We start from the raw sequence: 17,399 nt of genomic DNA on the forward strand, positions 1-17,399 counted from the left end.
CCCTTACTTCAATCGAATTCTTGGATCAACAAACGCATATACAATATCTGCTAAGAAATTAGCCATAATTGTTAAACACGAAAGAAACATCGTAAAAGCCATTAATACCGTATAATCACGGAAGTTTAATGCTTCTAATTGAATACTCCCAATCCCTGGCCAGTTAAAAATCTGTTCAATAATAATAGCCCCTGAAAATAAACCTGGTAATTCAAAAGCGAGTAATGTAATTGCTGGTAAAATTGCATTTTTCAATGCATGTTTATAAATAACGGTTCTTTCTTTTAAGCCTTTTGCACGAGCAGTACGAATGTAATCTTGCCTAACAACATCCAACATGCTGGTTCTAAAATATCGTGTTAATGATCCTACACCAAGAAGCGTTAAAATAAATACAGGTAGAATCATATGACGTAATACTTCTAATATGTATGCTATCCCTGTTGAGTTACTCCCAATATCAATCATGCCACCAATAGGTAGTAATTTTAAATCAACTGCTAATAATTTAATTAAAAATAGTCCTATAAAGAATGATGGAAATGACATTGCTGCAAAGACACCGATTGTTACCAATCTATCAAACCAAGAGTGCTGCTTTGTTGCAGAAATAACCCCAATAATAAGAGCGATAATCCAAGTGAAAAATAAAGCAGCAACAGCAACGATAAATGTATTCCAAATAAATTTATTAAGTAATGAAGTTACAGGTTCTTGATACTGTAAAGAAAATCCAAAATCACCATGCAAAGCATTCCCTAACCAATGAAAATACCTTTCAATAATTGGTTTATTTAAGCCGTATAATTCCCTTAATTCTTGGGCTCTCTCTGGTGTTAACTTTGGATTTGAATCAATATAATCTCCCGGCAAAAGTGCAAATAAGAAAAAAATAATAATAGATGTACCAAACAATGTAGGGATCATTTGAAGGAACCTACGAATGATATATGTTTTCACCTTTTGTCTCCCCAATCCTATTTACTTAAAAATAGAAGAACATTTTTTCAAAACAGCTACCATTCCATTGCTGTGTGAAAAAACGTCTTCTATTATTTAGGTCAACCCTTATTGTTCAATAGATAACACTGGTAAATTGGAACTAATGCTATCGTACTTTTCTGGATTAATTCCTTTTATACGTGCATTATGAGCATAAAGTAGTTTACGATAGTTTAATAAAATAACTGGTGGATCATCACTTAACTCTTTATACAGCTCTTTATAAATCGCTTTACGTTTTTCAATATCTGTCGTTCCTATACCTTTTACAATCAAATCATCTACTTTCGGATTATTATAACCCGTATCACTTTTTGGATTAGTTGATAAGTACTCACTTACAACTTCACTTGGATCACTAATTCCTGGTGTTGAAACTGCTGCTAAATCGTAGTCACCTTTTCCTACTTTTGAAAGCATCGTATTAAAGTCCATCAATTCTGGATTTAATTCAACACCAATTTCTTTGTAACTTTCTTTTGCAATCGGAATAAAGATATCATTTGTTTTACCTGTATTTGATGCGTAGTATGTTAATTTTAATTTTTGACCATCTTTTTCACGAACCCCGTCAGAACCTACTTTCCAACCAGCCTCATCCAATAATTTTTTAGCCTTTTCTACGTCGTGTGGATATTTATTAATACCTTCTTCTGTATATGCCCATGAAACTGGCGCAATTGGTACGTTAGCAACAGAGCCATATCCTTGTAAAGCTGTATCCACATACTTCTTACGGTCTAATCCATAAGTAAGTGCTTGGCGTACCTTTTTATCTTTCAAATACGATTTCTTATTATTTACATAGATATAAGCAATATCACTTGATGATTCAAGATTAATATTTGCAAACTCTAATCCTTTTAATTGGTCTATATTCTCAGGATTTGCTCTAAATCCACTATAGTCCAGTTCACCTGTTTGGAATAATTGGAATCCAGTATCACCTGATGTGATTTTATAAATAAAGTTTTTGATTTTTGGTTTACCTGCATAATAATTTTCGTTAGCAACAAAGCGTACTTCTTGACCTGGAACATATTTTTCAAATTTATATGGACCCGCTGCAATTGGTTGCCCATATAATGCTTTTAAATAGTCTAAACTTGTATTTTGTTTATAATCTTTTCCATAATAAGCTTTTGATAGCACTGGGCCACCTAAATTCGTTAGCGCCTGTGAATTAACTTTTTCAGTTGTAATTTTAATTGTCTGTGGATCAACAACTTGAATTCCTTCAATAGAAGTTGCTTTTCCTTCTTTATATTCTTTCCCGCCTTTAACAGCATACTGAGCAATATCCAATCCACCTTCATACGCTTTATCATGAAGTAGTGTTAATGTAAATGCTACGTCATCCGCTGTTAAAGACGAACCATCACTAAATTTTAAATTTTTACGTAAATGGAATGTATATGTTAACTGGTCAGCAGAAATATCCCATTTTTCTGCAAGGTCCGGAATAGGTTTACTTTGTTTGTCTGTTGTTACCAGTGACGCAAAAATAACAGACGTTACATTTCCATCCCAACCATTATCTTGAAAATACGGAAGGAAAACTCCCCCTGGCTTAGAAATGGCTGTAATAAAAGTATCTTTTCGCTGATTTGCTTTCTCTGGACTTTTCTTTTTATCTGTAGCTGGAATTGATTCAATCTTAGCGTCTTTTAAATCCTGCTTTTTTACCGGTTCTGTAGAAGCCGTATCTTCCTGTCCCCCACAAGCAGATAACACAAGCGAACTACTCAGTAATACCGAAAATACACCAGCCCATTTTTTTGTCTTTTTCTTCATTGTCCCCACCCTAACTGTTTAATAGTTATACCCTTCGAACTTATTAGCTTATGTATGCCTCCCACAGCATATTTATAGCCAATCGGAAAAGTCGGTTTTAATCGTAAAAAATAGATGTTTTTGAGGGGTAACAATCCTATTCCGACCTTTCCGGTAGACTTTATGGTTATTAGCTTATATCGTCCGTTATATTTTGTCAATTCTTTCTAAATAAATATTTTGAGAATTTTTTAAAAATTATTATTCTATCTTTAATTTAGGTAAACTTAATAAAATACCGTTATAGTTATCTTCTTGTAATCCTTGAATTCGTGCATGATGTGCAGACACCACTTTGCTATTATTCAAGAAGATTACAGGCGGGTCTTCACTTAACTCTTGATATAACTTTTTATAAATTTCTTTTCGTTTTTCAATATCCAACGTTTCTAATGCTTGCTTAGCTAATTCATCTACTTTCGGATTATAATATCCATCATAATTTCGTTTACTTGTTGAAACAAACTCTTCAATCGTTCCGCTCGGATCATCAATCATTGGCGTAGATACCATTGCTAAATCATAATCACCTTTTATCACTTTTGAAATCATCGTATTAAAGTCCATATATTCTGGGTTAAACTCTACACCCAACTTTTTATAATCTTCTTTCATCACAGGAATCATTACATCATTTATTTTACTTGCTGATGAGGCAAAATAACTTACTTTCAATTTTTGTCCATCTTTTTCACGAATTCCATCCGAACCTGCTTTCCATCCAGCCTCATCCAGTAATTTCTTCGCCTTCTCTAAATTATACTCATATTTATTAATGCCCTCTTCTGTATACGCCCATGAAACTGGCGTAATCGGTACATTAACGAGTGACGCATATCCTTGGAAATACGTATCAATAACCTTTTGACGCTCTAATCCGTAAATAAATGCTTGGCGGACACGTTTATCTTTAAAGTATGGCTTCTTATAATTCATTTTAATGTAGCCATAAGAGCTTCCTGTATACACATTAATATTAGCAAAACCTAAATCTTTTAATTGCTCAATGGTCTCCACGTTTGTCGTAAAACCATCATAATCTACTTCTCCTGCTTGAAATTGTTGTAACTTCGTATCACCCTTTGTAATTTTATAAATAAAGTGCTCAATCTTCGGTTTTCCTTCAAAATAATTTTCATTTGCTACAAATCGAACCTCTTGACCAGGAATATATTTATCTAACTTATAAGCTCCTGCTCCCACCGGCTTCCCATACAACTCTTTTAAATACTCCAAGTGTCCTTGTTTATACTCTTTCCCGTAATACGCTTTAGATATAACTTCTCCACCGATTAATGATAGCGTTTGAGCATTTACTTTTTCAGTCGTAATCGTAATTGTTTTCGGATCAATGACTTGAATCCCCTCAATAGAATTCGCTTTTCCTTCTTTATATGCTTGCCCACCTTTTATTGCTGTTTGGCTTATATCAGTCGCACCACTATAAGTTGGATCATGTAATAACGTTAATGTAAACGCTACATCCTCCGCAGTTAACAGTGTACCATCACTAAACTTCAAATCATCTTTCAAATGGAATGTATATGTAAGCTGATCCTCCGAAATATCCCACCTCTTCGCCAAAATGGGAATTGGTTTCCCTTCCTTATCCAGTCCAACGAGAGGCGCAAAGATAGCTTGCGTTATATTACCATCCCATCCATTCTCCATAAAGTGCGGAAGGAATATCCCTCCAGGGCTCGGCATTCCAACTACAAAAATATCTTTTCTTTCATTTACTTTTGTAGGACTTTTTGATTTGTCGCTCGCCTTAATAAATTCATCTTTTACTTTTAGTACGTTCCCGGCTTCATTTGTACTTGCTTTCTCTTGACCACATCCGGCTAGTAATACTGACACACTAAGAAATGTAGCAAGTGCTCCTTTAAAAGCATTTTTCATTGCCCTCTCACCTTTACCTTCCTAATTTTTATCGATGCAGGAACATAGGCCTCCTCCCTGTAACTATCTTTATTTTTCCTATAAAAATAGTATGATTTAATTTCAAGATTATTCCTTTCCTTTAAACATGTCAATCGTTCTCTTTTATTTCGTATTAAAAAATTAAAAATTCAATTCTATTCGTTCAGTATGAAACATAGAATACTAATAACCAATTACCAAAAAGGGGGCGAAAACATGGACAACCTATTCCAATACGTCCTGCACTACGTATTATTAACAATTATGATAGTCGGGGCTCTATTACTATTCCCATTCTTCCCAAAGTTCGTCCTCTTTTTAGCTTTTTTTATTATGCTCGGGATCGCCATTATCATTTCAACAAGGGAAGATACGACACAAAAAGAAAGCAGAGTTCAGCGCGTAAAGCTGTAACTCTGCTTTTTTATTTTCAATCCTGATCCGCCGTTTCACATACTTATGTCTCGGGAAATAAGTAACCAATCCAAAAAATCCCTAATATCATTTATGTTTTACAATCTATGTAAATTACGGAACAAAGATGTATCAAATTTACTGTTTCACGTGAAACACAATTTTTATTTTTCTCTTAAAGTAAAATATCAGTATAAAAAAAGCGAATCCTTTCAGCAAAGCTGAAAGGATTCGCTTTCTACTTTTTACTCCACAATATTCTCTAACTCATTATATAACTCCGCTCGTAACAACTCTTTCTTCGTTTTTTCTTCATACAATTGTTCAAGCATTTCAACATCAACTACATGTTCCATCTTACACTCAAGCATATATATATCCTCTTCTACATGCATTAACTCCGTTTCAATATCCTCAACATTCCTAACTTCTTTCTTTTTTACAGGAGCTGTTTCCATACTTTTTCTTCCTTGGCGTTGCTGCTTTATTACTTGTTTCTCGAGCTTTTCTTCCCACTTTTGACGAGCCCATGCGTAGTTCCCTGCAAACTCAAATAATTTATGCTCATCAATCCAATACGTCTTTTCAAATAACTTATTTAAAAAATAACGATCATGTGAAACAGCTAAAATCGTTCCATTATATTGCTCAAGAGCTTCCTCTAAAACTTCCCTTGATTCAATGTCGAGATGGTTTGTCGGCTCATCTAAAATTAAAAAATTGATATCTTGATACATAAGTCGCGCAAGTCTTAACCTCATTTTTTCTCCACCGCTCAGTTGCGTTACTTTCTTAAACACCGCTGGACCATAAAATAAAAACTTAGCTAATATATGTCTCGCTTCTCCCTCTGTTACAGCTACATATTCCCTGAAAGCCTCTAATACACTACTCTTCATATTTCCGTACGCATGTTGTGATAAATAACCGATTTTCACACTACTACCAATCCGGATTTCTCCAACGTCTGGCTCTATTTCTTCTAATAATAACTTTAGTAGCGTTGTCTTTCCTGTACCATTACGACCAACGATCGCCGCACGCTCTTGAAAACGAACATGTAAATTCGCTTCGTTAAATAAAGGGTGGTCAGCAAACCCTTTACTCACTTCTTTCATTACAACAACATCTTTCCCACTTCTCTCTTGCCCTTCAAACTGAAGTCCCATTTGTTTTCGTTCTAAAATAGGTTTCTTTAGTTTCTCTATACGTTCCAGTGCACGTTCCATACTTCTCGCTCTCTTATGCAATCCTTCATTCGGAGGATTCGCCTGATTTGCCCATTCACGTAGTCGCTTAATTGCTTCTTTCATTTTCTTTATTTTCTTTTGCTGTTCTTGATAAGCCTGAAACTCCTGAAGCAACCGTTCTTCCTTTTCCTCAACAAACTGAGAATAGTTCGTATGATACACGTGAATCTCTCCATCTTCTAAATCAAAAATCTTCGTTACAACTTCATCAAGAAAATAGCGATCATGTGAAATGACCATAACCGTTCCATTGTATTCTTTTAAAAATTGCTCTAGCCATTCTACGGCGAATAAATCTAAATGATTAGTTGGTTCATCTAATAGAAGTAAATCTGGTTTCTGCAATAGCATGTACGCAAGGCTTACTTTTGTTTGTTCCCCACCACTTAACTCCAGAAATGATCGAGGAAATAGTTCTATCACCTGTAGACCATTTGCTACCTTCATCATATTCGCTTCTATTTCATAACCACCGAGAAACGCAAATTTTTCTTGGATTACTCCGTATCTCTCCATTAATTTTTGTAAAGCAAACGTTTCCTGTTCTTCCGCCATATTTTTTTCTAAAGTACGCATTTCTCTTTCTAATTCCTTTTCAGCTTTAAAAGCCGAACTCAATACATCATATACAGTCATACCCTCATCAAATTTCGGAATTTGTGCCACATGACCAATACGTGTACCTTTCTTCATATGAATGGCTCCTGCATCTAAACTTTCCATTCCAGTTAGAAGCTGAAAGATTGTTGTCTTCCCACTACCGTTACGACCAACTAATCCAACACGTTCACCATTCTTTATTTCAAGCGATATATTTTCAAATATGATGTTTCCACCAAAAGATTTCGTTACATTATTTACACTACAAATTGTCATTTTCCGTACTCCTTTCAATATAAAAAACCATGGGAAAGAAACATTCCCCATGGTTTTCAACATAGAAAAAGGAAGCCAAATAGCTCCCTTTTCACACGTTTATTAAAAATGGGTGAAGAGATTTCTATCGTTCAATAGCTACTATGCAGTTGTTAAAAAAGGACAGACGTATCCCGTTAACAACTACATCATGAAAAATCGCACGACAAAAATAGATATAATCTAAAAATTTGGCACGTGCAGCTAAAGAACGTTTCATCTCATTCACCTCTTTCGTACGGAATTTAATACTTACTTCTTTATTATACTTTCCCATTTCATGTTTGAATAGTCATTTTTCTGAAAATAATGAAGATAGACTAAACATTTCAATAAGTGACATCAAATCTTACAAAACTGTTATGTTCACGTAATGGAAAGCGATAGTACGAAAAGATGCCTCCCTATACAATAAAGATGTAAACAAGAGAGACAACAAAAGGAGGAAACAATCATGATGAAAGAAATTGTGAAAGCAATCTTTGAAGTATTAGTGAACGGACAAGCAGTTGTAAAAGAACTAAACGAACTATAAAAAGGAGTGAAGGAATATGATGAACATGGTAAAAATGATTTTACACGCTCTAGTTGATGCAAAAGCAGTTAGCCAAGAATTAAACCAACAATAAAAAAGGGGTAAATGAATATGAAGAAAGCCATTATTGTAATCGCAAGTTCAGCAATTGCCTTATACACAATAAAAAATAGAAAAAAGAAGCACAATAAAAATGATCTATATTATCCATACACATTATTAAAGAAAAAATAAAAGACAAGGTACCCTATCTTAATGAGGATATCTTGTCTTTTATTTTTCCCATTCCTTTTAAAGGATTTCCTTCTCCTTTTCCCGAATGTATTAAGCGGGATTTTTACACATATTTTAAAGGGGCATATATACAAATGGATACACAACAACTATACTTTTTAAACGATATCGGCAAACAAAAACCAGAAAGCATCCGGAATAGAAGCGCGGCATGTCCTTTTTGTGACAGAGAAAATTTAACGGATATTTTAGCAACTGAAGGATCAATTATTTGGCTAAAAAACAAATTTCCTACATTAAAAGATACATTTCAAACGGTGCTAATCGAAACAGATAATTGTGAAGAACATATTGCGACATATACAGAAGAACATATGAAATCGCTAATTCGTTTTTCCATTAAACATTGGTTAGATTTGCAGAAGAATGAAGAATTCACATCTGTGATTTTATATAAAAATCATGGTCCATTCTCCGGCGGAAGTTTGCATCATGCACACATGCAGATTATCGGAATGAAATATGTAGACTATCTCGGTAACGTAGAACAGGAAAACTTCCGAGGAGTCATTGTACAAAAAAACGAACGCATTGAACTCAATATTTCAGATCGCCCTATTATCGGTTTTACTGAATTTAATATCATCATTGAAGATGTTGAATGCATAGATGAACTGGCAAATTATATTCAGCAAACTGTACGTTACATACTGACAGATTTCCATAAAGGATGTAGTAGTTATAACTTATTCTTCTATCACACAAACGGAAAAATCATTTGTAAAGTTGTTCCTAGATTTGTCGTTTCACCGTTATATGTAGGATATAAAATACCACAAGTTTCCACAAAACTAGAAGAAGTGAAAATACAACTAGCGGAGTATTTCACAAAACAAAACGACGCGATTATCCACAAAAAAATAGAGTAGGTCTCAAAAACCTACTCTTTAATTACACCTTTATTTCGATAGTACACATCTTCTAACCCGACGTTATACTTCATATTATTATCCGTCCACTCCGGCCCTAAATTCCCTGGCCATCCAGATGTATTTGCTACATATTTTAGTAATGCAAAATCAGTCAAACCTTTTTGCACCCCACGCTTATATCCTTTCATTAAATGCGGCATTGCAATTTGCGCATTTATGCGCGGATCTTTCAACTCTTCATCAGTTAAATGATCTGGTGCAAGGCCACCGCCACGGTGCAATTGAAACAATCCGAATGAAGTTCCGTTATCTCCAACACTTCTTGGATTTAACCGGCTTTCATGTTCGGCAATTGTAAGAGGTATCCATTCTGGAAGATTGACTTTCTTTGCTTCCTCTATAATAATTTGTTTCATCTGTTTTGCTTCTTCTGAGTCAACATAGCTTGTCTCATTCACTAACTTGCCCATTCCTTCAGACTTTCCTTGGAAATATAAATACACCCCAAGAACAACTAAAAATCCTACAAAGAATTTCTTCACTACCACTACCTCTTTCTCCGCTGAAATTTGTCCCCTTTCAGCCTTCTTCCCTTTACAATTACCCACATTCTATCATTCTCTTACTCTTTTATCATAGCAAATAACTATATATATTATCATCATGCTTTAGACCGATTTTGTGAAAAAACAGCTGGTAAATACGTACAAAAATGTAACTTTCATAGACTACAACGTATTTTTTGTATATAATTGTAAATTGAACTCTACATATAGAATAGGAGCAGACCAAATGAAAAAGTGCATAATACTCTTGTTCAGCGTTTTACTACTTATCCCTATCCACACCTCTGCACAAACACCGTCAAAACCAAAAGTACTTGTTTTATACAGTACACAAGACGATAAAATTACAAATAATATTCAAATCCTTAATACCCAATTAGGACATTTTACAAACGATATAACTACGAAAAGTTTAAAAAGGGTTAATGAAATTACTAATTCATCTTCTTATACACATATTGTTTATATCGGTGAACAAAAAGAGGAGTTTCCTATTGAAACAAAGCAACTTCTAGAAAATTTCTCAGGTCCAGTATTAGTTTTAGGACAAAATGTTGAACAATTATCTAATCGCTTTTCTTTCATTACCCTAAAGGCTGATGATATACGAGTTAATAAAATCGAATATCCAAGTAATAAACTAAAAAACACTTTAGAAGAGGAACGATTGGTTCAATCTTTTGATACAAACGGAACTGTTCTTGCTAACGCTTTAAGCTCAAATAGCAAAAGCCCACTAATCGTTCGGCACGAAACATCTTATTACGTTGCAACGTCAAATCTCTTTAACTGGATGTCTCATTATGTCGGCGAAATGTTATTTTCTTACTTTGGTCAAAAGCCAACGACAAATAAAGTAGAGACTTATTTACGCCTTGAGGATGTTCATCCAGCCGCAGATACAAATCAATTAAAAGAAATTGCTGAATTACTAAAAGAGAAAAAGATTCCCTACATGATTACTGTTATTCCTGTATATACAGATCCAAATACAGGTAAAACACTGCATTTAAAAGATAAACCCGAACTAGTCGATCTTTTACGCTCTATGCAAGATGATGGTGCAGCAATTATTATGCATGGTTATACGCACCAATTTTATGACAGTGAAACTGGGGAAGGTTTTGAATTTTGGGACGTAAAAACAGATCAACCAATTCGTCAACCAAAGCATGAAAAACCAAAAACAAAAGATGACTTTCCTAATATCGAAGCATATAATGCATATGTAAAAAAAGGGGAAGAGTTTGAAGAAAAATATACGACTGAGCATATTGAAAAAGGCATTCAAGAACTTGTAGATGCCAAACTGTATCCTGTCGCTTTTGAAGCACCCCATTACACGATGTCTCAAAAAGGATATGAAATATTATCAAAGTACTTTTCAACTTATGTAGGACAACTACAGTTAAGTGATACAACTTGGAAATCCATGCACTCTCCAGCATACAGAAGCACACCATCCTTCTTACATGGAATGAAATTAATGCCTGAAACAGTTGGCTTTATTGAAGAAGATAAGCCACAAGCTATCGCAAAGATGAAAGCTAATGCTGTATCTGTTGCTAAATTATCCGATGGAGTTATTGGTGCATTCTATCATCCTTACTTAGGTGTGAAACCATTAAAAGAAGTATTAAAGGATCTAGAAAGCATTCCAAATATAGAATGGATTGATTTACAAAAAGAAGCAAATGAAGTGAAAATGCAAGATATTCATATTACTACTAATAAAGACGGCATTCACGTTGAAAAACCAACAAGCGTAAGTGACGTAATGGATTATGTAAAACAATATGGGTTCTTCCTTATACTTGGTTTCTTCATCATTGTCTTTCTTTTATTATTAAGACGTGCAAAAAAATTAGAATCCTAATATAAAACCAAAACGTGGCATGTTATTAATAACCCATTGATTATTTTCATAAATTATAGAAAATATTAGAAAAATTATTCATAATAAAAAGGACAAGAGTAACGCTCCTATCCTTTCAAATAAAGTGAAACTTTAATCAGTGGTGGTTTTGTCCATCCCCCACTGATTATCAGCCCTCACCAATCGGGTTTTTACGGGCAGTTGATTTCCCACCTAACGCCTCCGCATTCGTCGAATTTTGAGGTGGGAGTCTTACTGCCCGTTAATGCGGGGTAAAATTGAATCGTATTTTCATATATCGTTTTCGCAACCTTATCAACAGATATGTTTTTTATAACACTAATTTCCTTTAATACCTCTCGAATCATTATCGGATGCGTCATAACATCCTCTTGAAATTTCCACGGTCCATCTGTTTCTACCATCATATATTCAAGTGGATAATACGAAACAATTTTTCTAATTTTCTCCTTATGTAAAACATCTGGCGTAATAGAAATATAATAACCGTTCCTCATCATCCGTTTCATTGTTGTTTCACTTCCTTTAAACCAATGAAAGTGTGCACGTGAAACTTTATATTTCTCCAGTAAATCACATACAATATCAGCATCTTCATACACTGCATGCAATATAATGGGTAAATCATATATACTAGCTAGTTCAACAAATCGTTGTAACACTGGTATATATGAATCGATAGTAATGCGCTCATCTTCTTTTCTTAAATAATACGGTAAGCCTACTTCACCAATCGCAACTATGTCTTCTACATGCTCTTCAATTAATTTATAAATTTGCTCACATTCTTCTTTATGAATCGGTTGCTCCGGATGAAAACCTATTGCTGGATGTACAAAAGGATATCGCTTTGCTAAAGATAAAGTTTCTTTACATGATTGATAATTCATAGATACCGCAATAAGCCCCTTTATCTCTTCACTATTTTCCACATCTTTAAGTAACCTGCTTTTTTCTTCATCCTTATATTGATCAACATGTATATGACTATCAATCCATTTCATCTTTATTCCCCCATAAAAAAAACAAGAAAGGATCCCCCTTCTTGTTTTATCATCTATATTATTTAACAATTAAGTTTGTTATGATATCAAATAATCCAATACATACTACGGCAACAGTAAAGTAGCTACAGAAATCTTTAATTGGAAACTTCACTACTTCTTCTTTACGCATCCCAATTTTCTCCCTTCTTACTATATCCCTAATTATTTTATCTATTTGTATCTATTATGCAAAAAATATGACAAATTTACTATCGAATTAACTTACGTAAACCTTACAATGTTGTAAGGTTTATAAAAAGAGCCTCATCCAAATAAAGATGAGGGCTATTAAAAAGTAGTTGGTTTTTCATTCTTCATTAATATTACAAACAGAAAGTAATACAGTGAGACTTTCTAATTACACTATATGAAATTCACTATCTTTTAACCATCGAATTACATTACAGAAGACTTACATGTTTGTAAGCTATGTGTAATGTAATTCGATAGTTTCTCTTACCTATATCTCGTACAATAAAGTTAGAAAGCAAGCCAAATAAGAAGAACACTCACATAACCAAATTACATTGCTAGTAGCTACTCTTCTTATACCTTTCACTCATGCTACTACAATGTACCCCCTTCCCCTTTATATAATAAAAAGAGCCTTAGTCCATACGGACTAAGGCTTTTTCATGAACTCTAAAATACCCCTACCTAGTATTTTTATTTTCGACAAAAAATAGGCGGGGGTATAACCATCTATCTCATCGTTAAAAGTTTACTCTTCGCATTAATAGGAATATTTACAGCTTCAATTTCTTCAATCGCCTCTCCGTAGCGTCCTTTTGCATACACCTTTAACGCTTCATCTCTCTTTAACATATGCTTAACAGTCTTCTTTATTTTTTGTTCTCTTCCACGTTCGTCAAATGCAATAAATTCATATTCATACCACTCATCACCAATATGCTGACCAATTGTATTCACGACCGTATAGTATTCTTTCGTCTTATAAAGTGGATTATATTTATCGATAACTGGTCCAAGTTTCGTAGGCAGTAACATTACTACTATCACTATCATCGCTATTATAGTAGTGATCATTTTTTTCTTCATAATCAATCTTCCTCCTCTGCAGGATATATATACATCCATTTTAAAAAGAAGGAATAAAATCTACTATTGAATCTCATTACATTACACTTACATTTTTGTAAGAATTAAAAAAGGTGAACGAATTTACTCGTTCACCTTTTAGCTCGCTTTAAAGCCACCGCCAAGTACATCACGTACATCATGAATAACAACGAAAGCATCTTCATCTACTCGACTAATAACTTGCTTTAACTTAACAAGCTCTTGTTTATTTATAACAACATATAACACTTCTTTATTTTTACCAGTATATCCGCCGCGTCCTTCTAATACAGTGACACCGCGTGTCATGTTTTTCGTAATAGTTTCACGTATTAAATCTGGTTGATTTGAGATGATTGTAACAGCTGTTTTTGTATCCATTCCTTCTACAATGAAATCAATCACTTTCGCTCCGATAAATACTGCAACAAGTGTGTACATTGCTTTTTCTTGTCCTATGATAAATACTGAACCAGCAATTACAACAATATCAATAATAAGTACGCCTTTACCAACGCTCCACCCTAAATATTGATTTGCTAACTGAGCTAAAATTGCTGATCCTCCTGATGTACCTCCAGCTTTGAACATACAGCCTAATCCGACACCGACAAATAAGCCAGCGAATAGAGCCGCTAATAACGTATCACTATTTACATGATACTCAATATGTTCCGTAACATATAAAAACAAGGATGTTTCTACAATCCCTAAAATTGTATAAACCATCGTTTTTTTATCAAAAAATTTATAACCAATAGCTAGTAAAATTGCATTTATAGCAAAGTTCACAATCCCCGGCGACCAATCAAATAAATAGTACGTAACAACCGTTACACCAATAATTCCACCCTCTGATAAACGGTTTGGAATTGCAAAGTAATTAATACCAATTGCGAATAACAATGAACCAATTGTAATTAGTGTTATTTCCTTTATACGTTGATTAACCATAGTTCATACCTCCCCCCATTTGACATTGTATCACTATCTCCTAGAGGTTTAGAAGTTGTTTTTATTGCGCATTTTTACTCTTAAAGATCGGGATATTATGTTTAAACAAAGGGGTGATTAATTATTCATATTCGCTCTAACTGTACGGACAAATCGCTCCACATTCCCCTTCTGAATATACTTAGCTCGAATGGTTTCATGACTACAAGTACATTCGAAATGCGGACGAAAATCTATGCTATCTATATGCAAATATGAATAATCTTTAAATGTTGCAGGATAGTATGGAAATTTCCCATAAAAGAGAAGACGTCTAGTAGTAGCAGCAAAAATCCCATGTTGATACGATAGCGTAAAATTATCCTTCTCAAATATCCCTACGACAAAAGCCAAAACCTTTTCATCATCTTCTATATACTTTTTCATACTCAATAAAAGTTCATTCATGCATATCCCTCCAAATACTATTTTGAAAAGAATCCATGGATTATTACAGACCGGTGTAACTCCTTTATAAAGTATGAAACGCGTTTCCTGTCAAAGATATTTCAAAAAAAACAATCCGTTATGTGATTTACACATAACGGATTGAAGCTAAACGGTAGAGCGTTCCACAAGTTCATATGGAATTTCCACCTTTTCTTGTTTAGAACTTTCATCACGTATTTGCCTGTAAAACATTTCAAAGGCCTTTTTACCTATTTCCTTTAAATTTTGATCAATGGTTGTAAGTTGTAACACTTGCGAAATAGGTTGATTATCAAAGCCAATAATCGCTAAATCCTCAGGAACTTGAATACCTAATTTTTCAGCTTCTGTCATAACCCCAATCGCTACTTCATCTCCTGCTACTATTAATGCTTCAGGAAGATGCTGCATCCCCTTTAATTTATGAGCCACTTTCACACCATCTTCTAATGTAAAACATTCTGTGAAAATCCATTCTTCCTTCACTTCTTCATCTATAGATTGCAATTGCTGTTTATAAACATCAAAACGTTTTTGACTACTCGGACCTAATTTCCTTCCCGTACAATAACCAATTTTTTTATAACTTTTCTCAATCAAATAATCCATTCCTAATTGAAAAGCTGCCGAATGATTCGTATATACACTTGAGATATTTGAAATATCATTATCTTCACAAGCAACGATTGTCCCATAGGAAGCATACGGCTCTATCGTTTCCCAATCATTCGCACGAGAACAAATAATAAGGCCATCCAATTGTTTTGTTTTTAACATATGTAAACTTTTCATTTCTTCTTTTTTATTATAATTCGTTTGGCAAAGTAGCACTCTGTAATTATGGGCTAACGCCACCTCCATCATCCCGCCCACCATCGCATCAAAACATGGATGATTAATATACGGTAAAATTACACCAACAATATTCGTTTTCCCTTTTGATAAATGAACGGCATTTGCGTTTTGTGAGTAATTCAACTTCTCAACTATCTCCATAACCGCTTTCCTTTTTTCTTCACTTACATACGGATGATCATTCAATACTCTCGAAACAGTCGTAACTGAAACTCCCGCCATTTTTGCAATATCTTTAATATTAGCCATACACTCACCTCTACTTTTAACTTAATGAATTCCATGAACATATGTCAAACCTTCTCATTATTACATCTCCATTCGTTTTTCTTACAAAAGTGTAATTTTCCTGTAAGCTAATTCGATAGTTACTCTCCGCTTTTTTTCATACAATTAAGTCAGAAACAGGGCAACAATTATTCGAAAACGAGCGGATTCATATGATGAACAAAATAAAATCAAACAATTTTTCAAATACAATGGGCATGGTATTTTCCGTTCTAATCGATGCTAAAGCTGTTGCTTCCACATTAAACAAGTAAGGAGAATTCATTATGAACAATATCACTTTTAACAAATTAGATTTTTTAGGACTAGCTAGCGGATCAGTTCTTCTTACTGCTTTTATTTACGCCGCTACGCTTGTATAACTTTTGTGTCCCCTTTCCCCTTTATTATAAATAGTAATAGAAAAGACGACCGTCTATGCCCGGTCGTCTTTTCTTATTTTTGATTTGATTGCAAAGTTTCCTTTAGCTCCTCAAACTTCTCATTTAATTGATCTGTCATCATTTTCATAGCTGTTTTTCGATCGATTTGTTCTTCAGCATCAATTTGAATTGGGTCGCCAAAAATTAATTGTGCCTTTTTCCCTTTTATTAATTCTTTTACACTTGATGGACCAACATAAGCTGCCGGTACTAACGGGACATTAGAACGCAGTGCAATCGTAACAGCCCCAGCTTTTAATGACACGTCTTCTGTTGATCTCGTACCACTCGGGAAGATCCCTACTACTTTCCCTTCTTTTAATAGGCGTGACGGAATTTTAAGTGTACTCGGTCCTGGATTCGCACGATCTACAGGGAATGCATTTACATTTTTAAAGAACCAATTTTTGAATTTCCCTTCAAATAATTCTTTTTTGGCCATGTAATGAATTTGGGTCGGATACATCCCTGTAGCTAACATTAATACATCCATAAAACTTGTATGTGTACACGCAACAACATACGGGCCGCCTTCTGGTAACTTTTCTCTTCCTTGCACTTCTACTTTCCCAGCTGTTTTAAATATATATTTCAACAAAAATGTAATTGGTTTATACATTTGTTTCGTTCCTTTCTGAACATCCGAATTATAATCATTCTCTTACAACGATTATAACACTAAGTTTTAGGAGTTGGTAATAAATTTAAGTATTAATTGTTACATTTCAATTCTTACAAAAGTGTAATTTTCTTGTAAGCTAATTCGATAGTTACTTCCCAAAATA

17 protein-coding genes are annotated in these 17,399 nt (G+C 34.1%); 5 read left to right on the forward strand and 12 right to left on the reverse strand.

The features are described 5' to 3' along the window. Positions 1–3: 3 nt before the first annotated feature. The 3 genes from ILS93_RS26360 to ILS93_RS26370 all read right to left on the reverse strand — a co-directional run bounded on the left by ILS93_RS26360 (position 4) and on the right by ILS93_RS26370 (position 4,737). Entirely contained in the window at positions 4–960 is a 957-nt protein-coding gene (locus ILS93_RS26360) for an ABC transporter permease (RefSeq protein ID WP_064474381.1), read from the reverse strand. Between the two features lie 108 nt (positions 961–1,068). Continuing rightward, positions 1,069–2,796 carry an ABC transporter substrate-binding protein gene (locus ILS93_RS26365; RefSeq protein ID WP_222661612.1) on the reverse strand — a complete coding sequence of 576 codons (1,728 nt, stop codon included), beginning with the start codon at positions 2,794–2,796 and terminating at the stop codon, positions 1,069–1,071. Between the two features lie 240 nt (positions 2,797–3,036). Then, a complete protein-coding gene (locus ILS93_RS26370; RefSeq protein ID WP_222661613.1) occupies positions 3,037–4,737 on the reverse strand; it encodes an ABC transporter substrate-binding protein in 1,701 nt (566 codons plus the stop codon). A 237-nt stretch (positions 4,738–4,974) separates the two neighbouring features. Here ILS93_RS26370 and ILS93_RS26375 point away from each other — a divergent pair, with 237 nt between their 5' ends. Continuing rightward, positions 4,975–5,172 carry a hypothetical protein gene (locus ILS93_RS26375; protein ID WP_000369259.1) on the forward strand — a complete coding sequence of 66 codons (198 nt, stop codon included), beginning with the start codon at positions 4,975–4,977 and terminating at the stop codon, positions 5,170–5,172. Positions 5,173–5,417: 245 nt separating this feature from the next. Here the strand turns inward: ILS93_RS26375 and abc-f are convergent, their stop codons facing one another. Both abc-f and ILS93_RS26385 read right to left on the reverse strand, forming a co-directional pair. Next, entirely contained in the window at positions 5,418–7,298 is a 1,881-nt protein-coding gene (abc-f, locus tag ILS93_RS26380) for a ribosomal protection-like ABC-F family protein (protein ID WP_222661614.1), read from the reverse strand. A gap of 124 nt (positions 7,299–7,422) precedes the next feature. Continuing rightward, entirely contained in the window at positions 7,423–7,557 is a 135-nt protein-coding gene (locus ILS93_RS26385) for an RAxF-45 family protein (RefSeq protein WP_046956655.1), read from the reverse strand. A 420-nt stretch (positions 7,558–7,977) separates the two neighbouring features. Between ILS93_RS26385 and ILS93_RS26390 the strand changes: the two genes are divergently transcribed. Together ILS93_RS26390 and ILS93_RS26395 are read left to right on the forward strand one after the other, a co-directional pair. After that, positions 7,978–8,106, forward strand: a complete 129-nt coding sequence (locus tag ILS93_RS26390) for a hypothetical protein (RefSeq protein WP_064474385.1) — start codon at positions 7,978–7,980, stop codon at positions 8,104–8,106. 134 nt (positions 8,107–8,240) lie between these two features. Next, positions 8,241–9,035 carry a DUF4931 domain-containing protein gene (locus ILS93_RS26395; RefSeq protein ID WP_064474386.1) on the forward strand — a complete coding sequence of 265 codons (795 nt, stop codon included), beginning with the start codon at positions 8,241–8,243 and terminating at the stop codon, positions 9,033–9,035. A gap of 11 nt (positions 9,036–9,046) precedes the next feature. On the opposite strand, the gene ILS93_RS26400 is transcribed toward ILS93_RS26395, so the two are convergent. Continuing rightward, positions 9,047–9,580 (reverse strand): transglycosylase SLT domain-containing protein, encoded by a 534-nt coding sequence (locus tag ILS93_RS26400; protein ID WP_064474425.1) that lies wholly within the window; start codon positions 9,578–9,580, stop codon positions 9,047–9,049. Positions 9,581–9,830: 250 nt separating this feature from the next. Here ILS93_RS26400 and ILS93_RS26405 point away from each other — a divergent pair, with 250 nt between their 5' ends. Continuing rightward, positions 9,831–11,480: a DUF2334 domain-containing protein gene (locus ILS93_RS26405; RefSeq protein WP_088048230.1), complete on the forward strand. Its 1,650-nt coding sequence runs from the start codon at positions 9,831–9,833 to the stop codon at positions 11,478–11,480. A 191-nt stretch (positions 11,481–11,671) separates the two neighbouring features. Here the strand turns inward: ILS93_RS26405 and ILS93_RS26410 are convergent, their stop codons facing one another. The 5 genes from ILS93_RS26410 to ILS93_RS26430 form a co-directional block, all read right to left on the reverse strand. Further along, complete coding sequence (locus ILS93_RS26410) at positions 11,672–12,505, reverse strand: TatD family hydrolase (protein ID WP_098101581.1); 834 nt, start codon at positions 12,503–12,505, stop codon at positions 11,672–11,674. 744 nt (positions 12,506–13,249) lie between these two features. Further along, positions 13,250–13,606 carry a YxeA family protein gene (locus ILS93_RS26415; protein ID WP_048563001.1) on the reverse strand — a complete coding sequence of 119 codons (357 nt, stop codon included), beginning with the start codon at positions 13,604–13,606 and terminating at the stop codon, positions 13,250–13,252. Positions 13,607–13,744: 138 nt separating this feature from the next. Beyond that, a complete protein-coding gene (locus tag ILS93_RS26420; RefSeq protein WP_000248056.1) occupies positions 13,745–14,581 on the reverse strand; it encodes a YitT family protein in 837 nt (278 codons plus the stop codon). Positions 14,582–14,698: 117 nt separating this feature from the next. Continuing rightward, the gene (locus tag ILS93_RS26425; RefSeq protein ID WP_064474389.1) at positions 14,699–15,028 is read right to left on the reverse strand and encodes a PH domain-containing protein; all 330 of its coding nucleotides are present in this window, start codon (positions 15,026–15,028) and stop codon (positions 14,699–14,701) included. Between the two features lie 147 nt (positions 15,029–15,175). Beyond that, the gene (locus tag ILS93_RS26430; protein WP_064474390.1) at positions 15,176–16,153 is read right to left on the reverse strand and encodes a LacI family DNA-binding transcriptional regulator; all 978 of its coding nucleotides are present in this window, start codon (positions 16,151–16,153) and stop codon (positions 15,176–15,178) included. A 305-nt stretch (positions 16,154–16,458) separates the two neighbouring features. Here ILS93_RS26430 and ILS93_RS26435 point away from each other — a divergent pair, with 305 nt between their 5' ends. Continuing rightward, positions 16,459–16,554, forward strand: a complete 96-nt coding sequence (locus ILS93_RS26435; RefSeq protein ID WP_001060010.1) for a DUF3948 family protein — start codon at positions 16,459–16,461, stop codon at positions 16,552–16,554. Positions 16,555–16,627: 73 nt separating this feature from the next. Here ILS93_RS26435 and ILS93_RS26440 read toward each other — a convergent pair whose 3' ends face one another. Further along, positions 16,628–17,233 (reverse strand): lysophospholipid acyltransferase family protein, encoded by a 606-nt coding sequence (locus ILS93_RS26440; protein ID WP_000277789.1) that lies wholly within the window; start codon positions 17,231–17,233, stop codon positions 16,628–16,630. Positions 17,234–17,399 lie beyond the last annotated feature (166 nt).

The organism is Bacillus sp. 16GRE42 (assembly GCF_019837435.1).
Lineage (GTDB): Bacteria > Bacillota > Bacilli > Bacillales > Bacillaceae_G > Bacillus_A > Bacillus_A wiedmannii.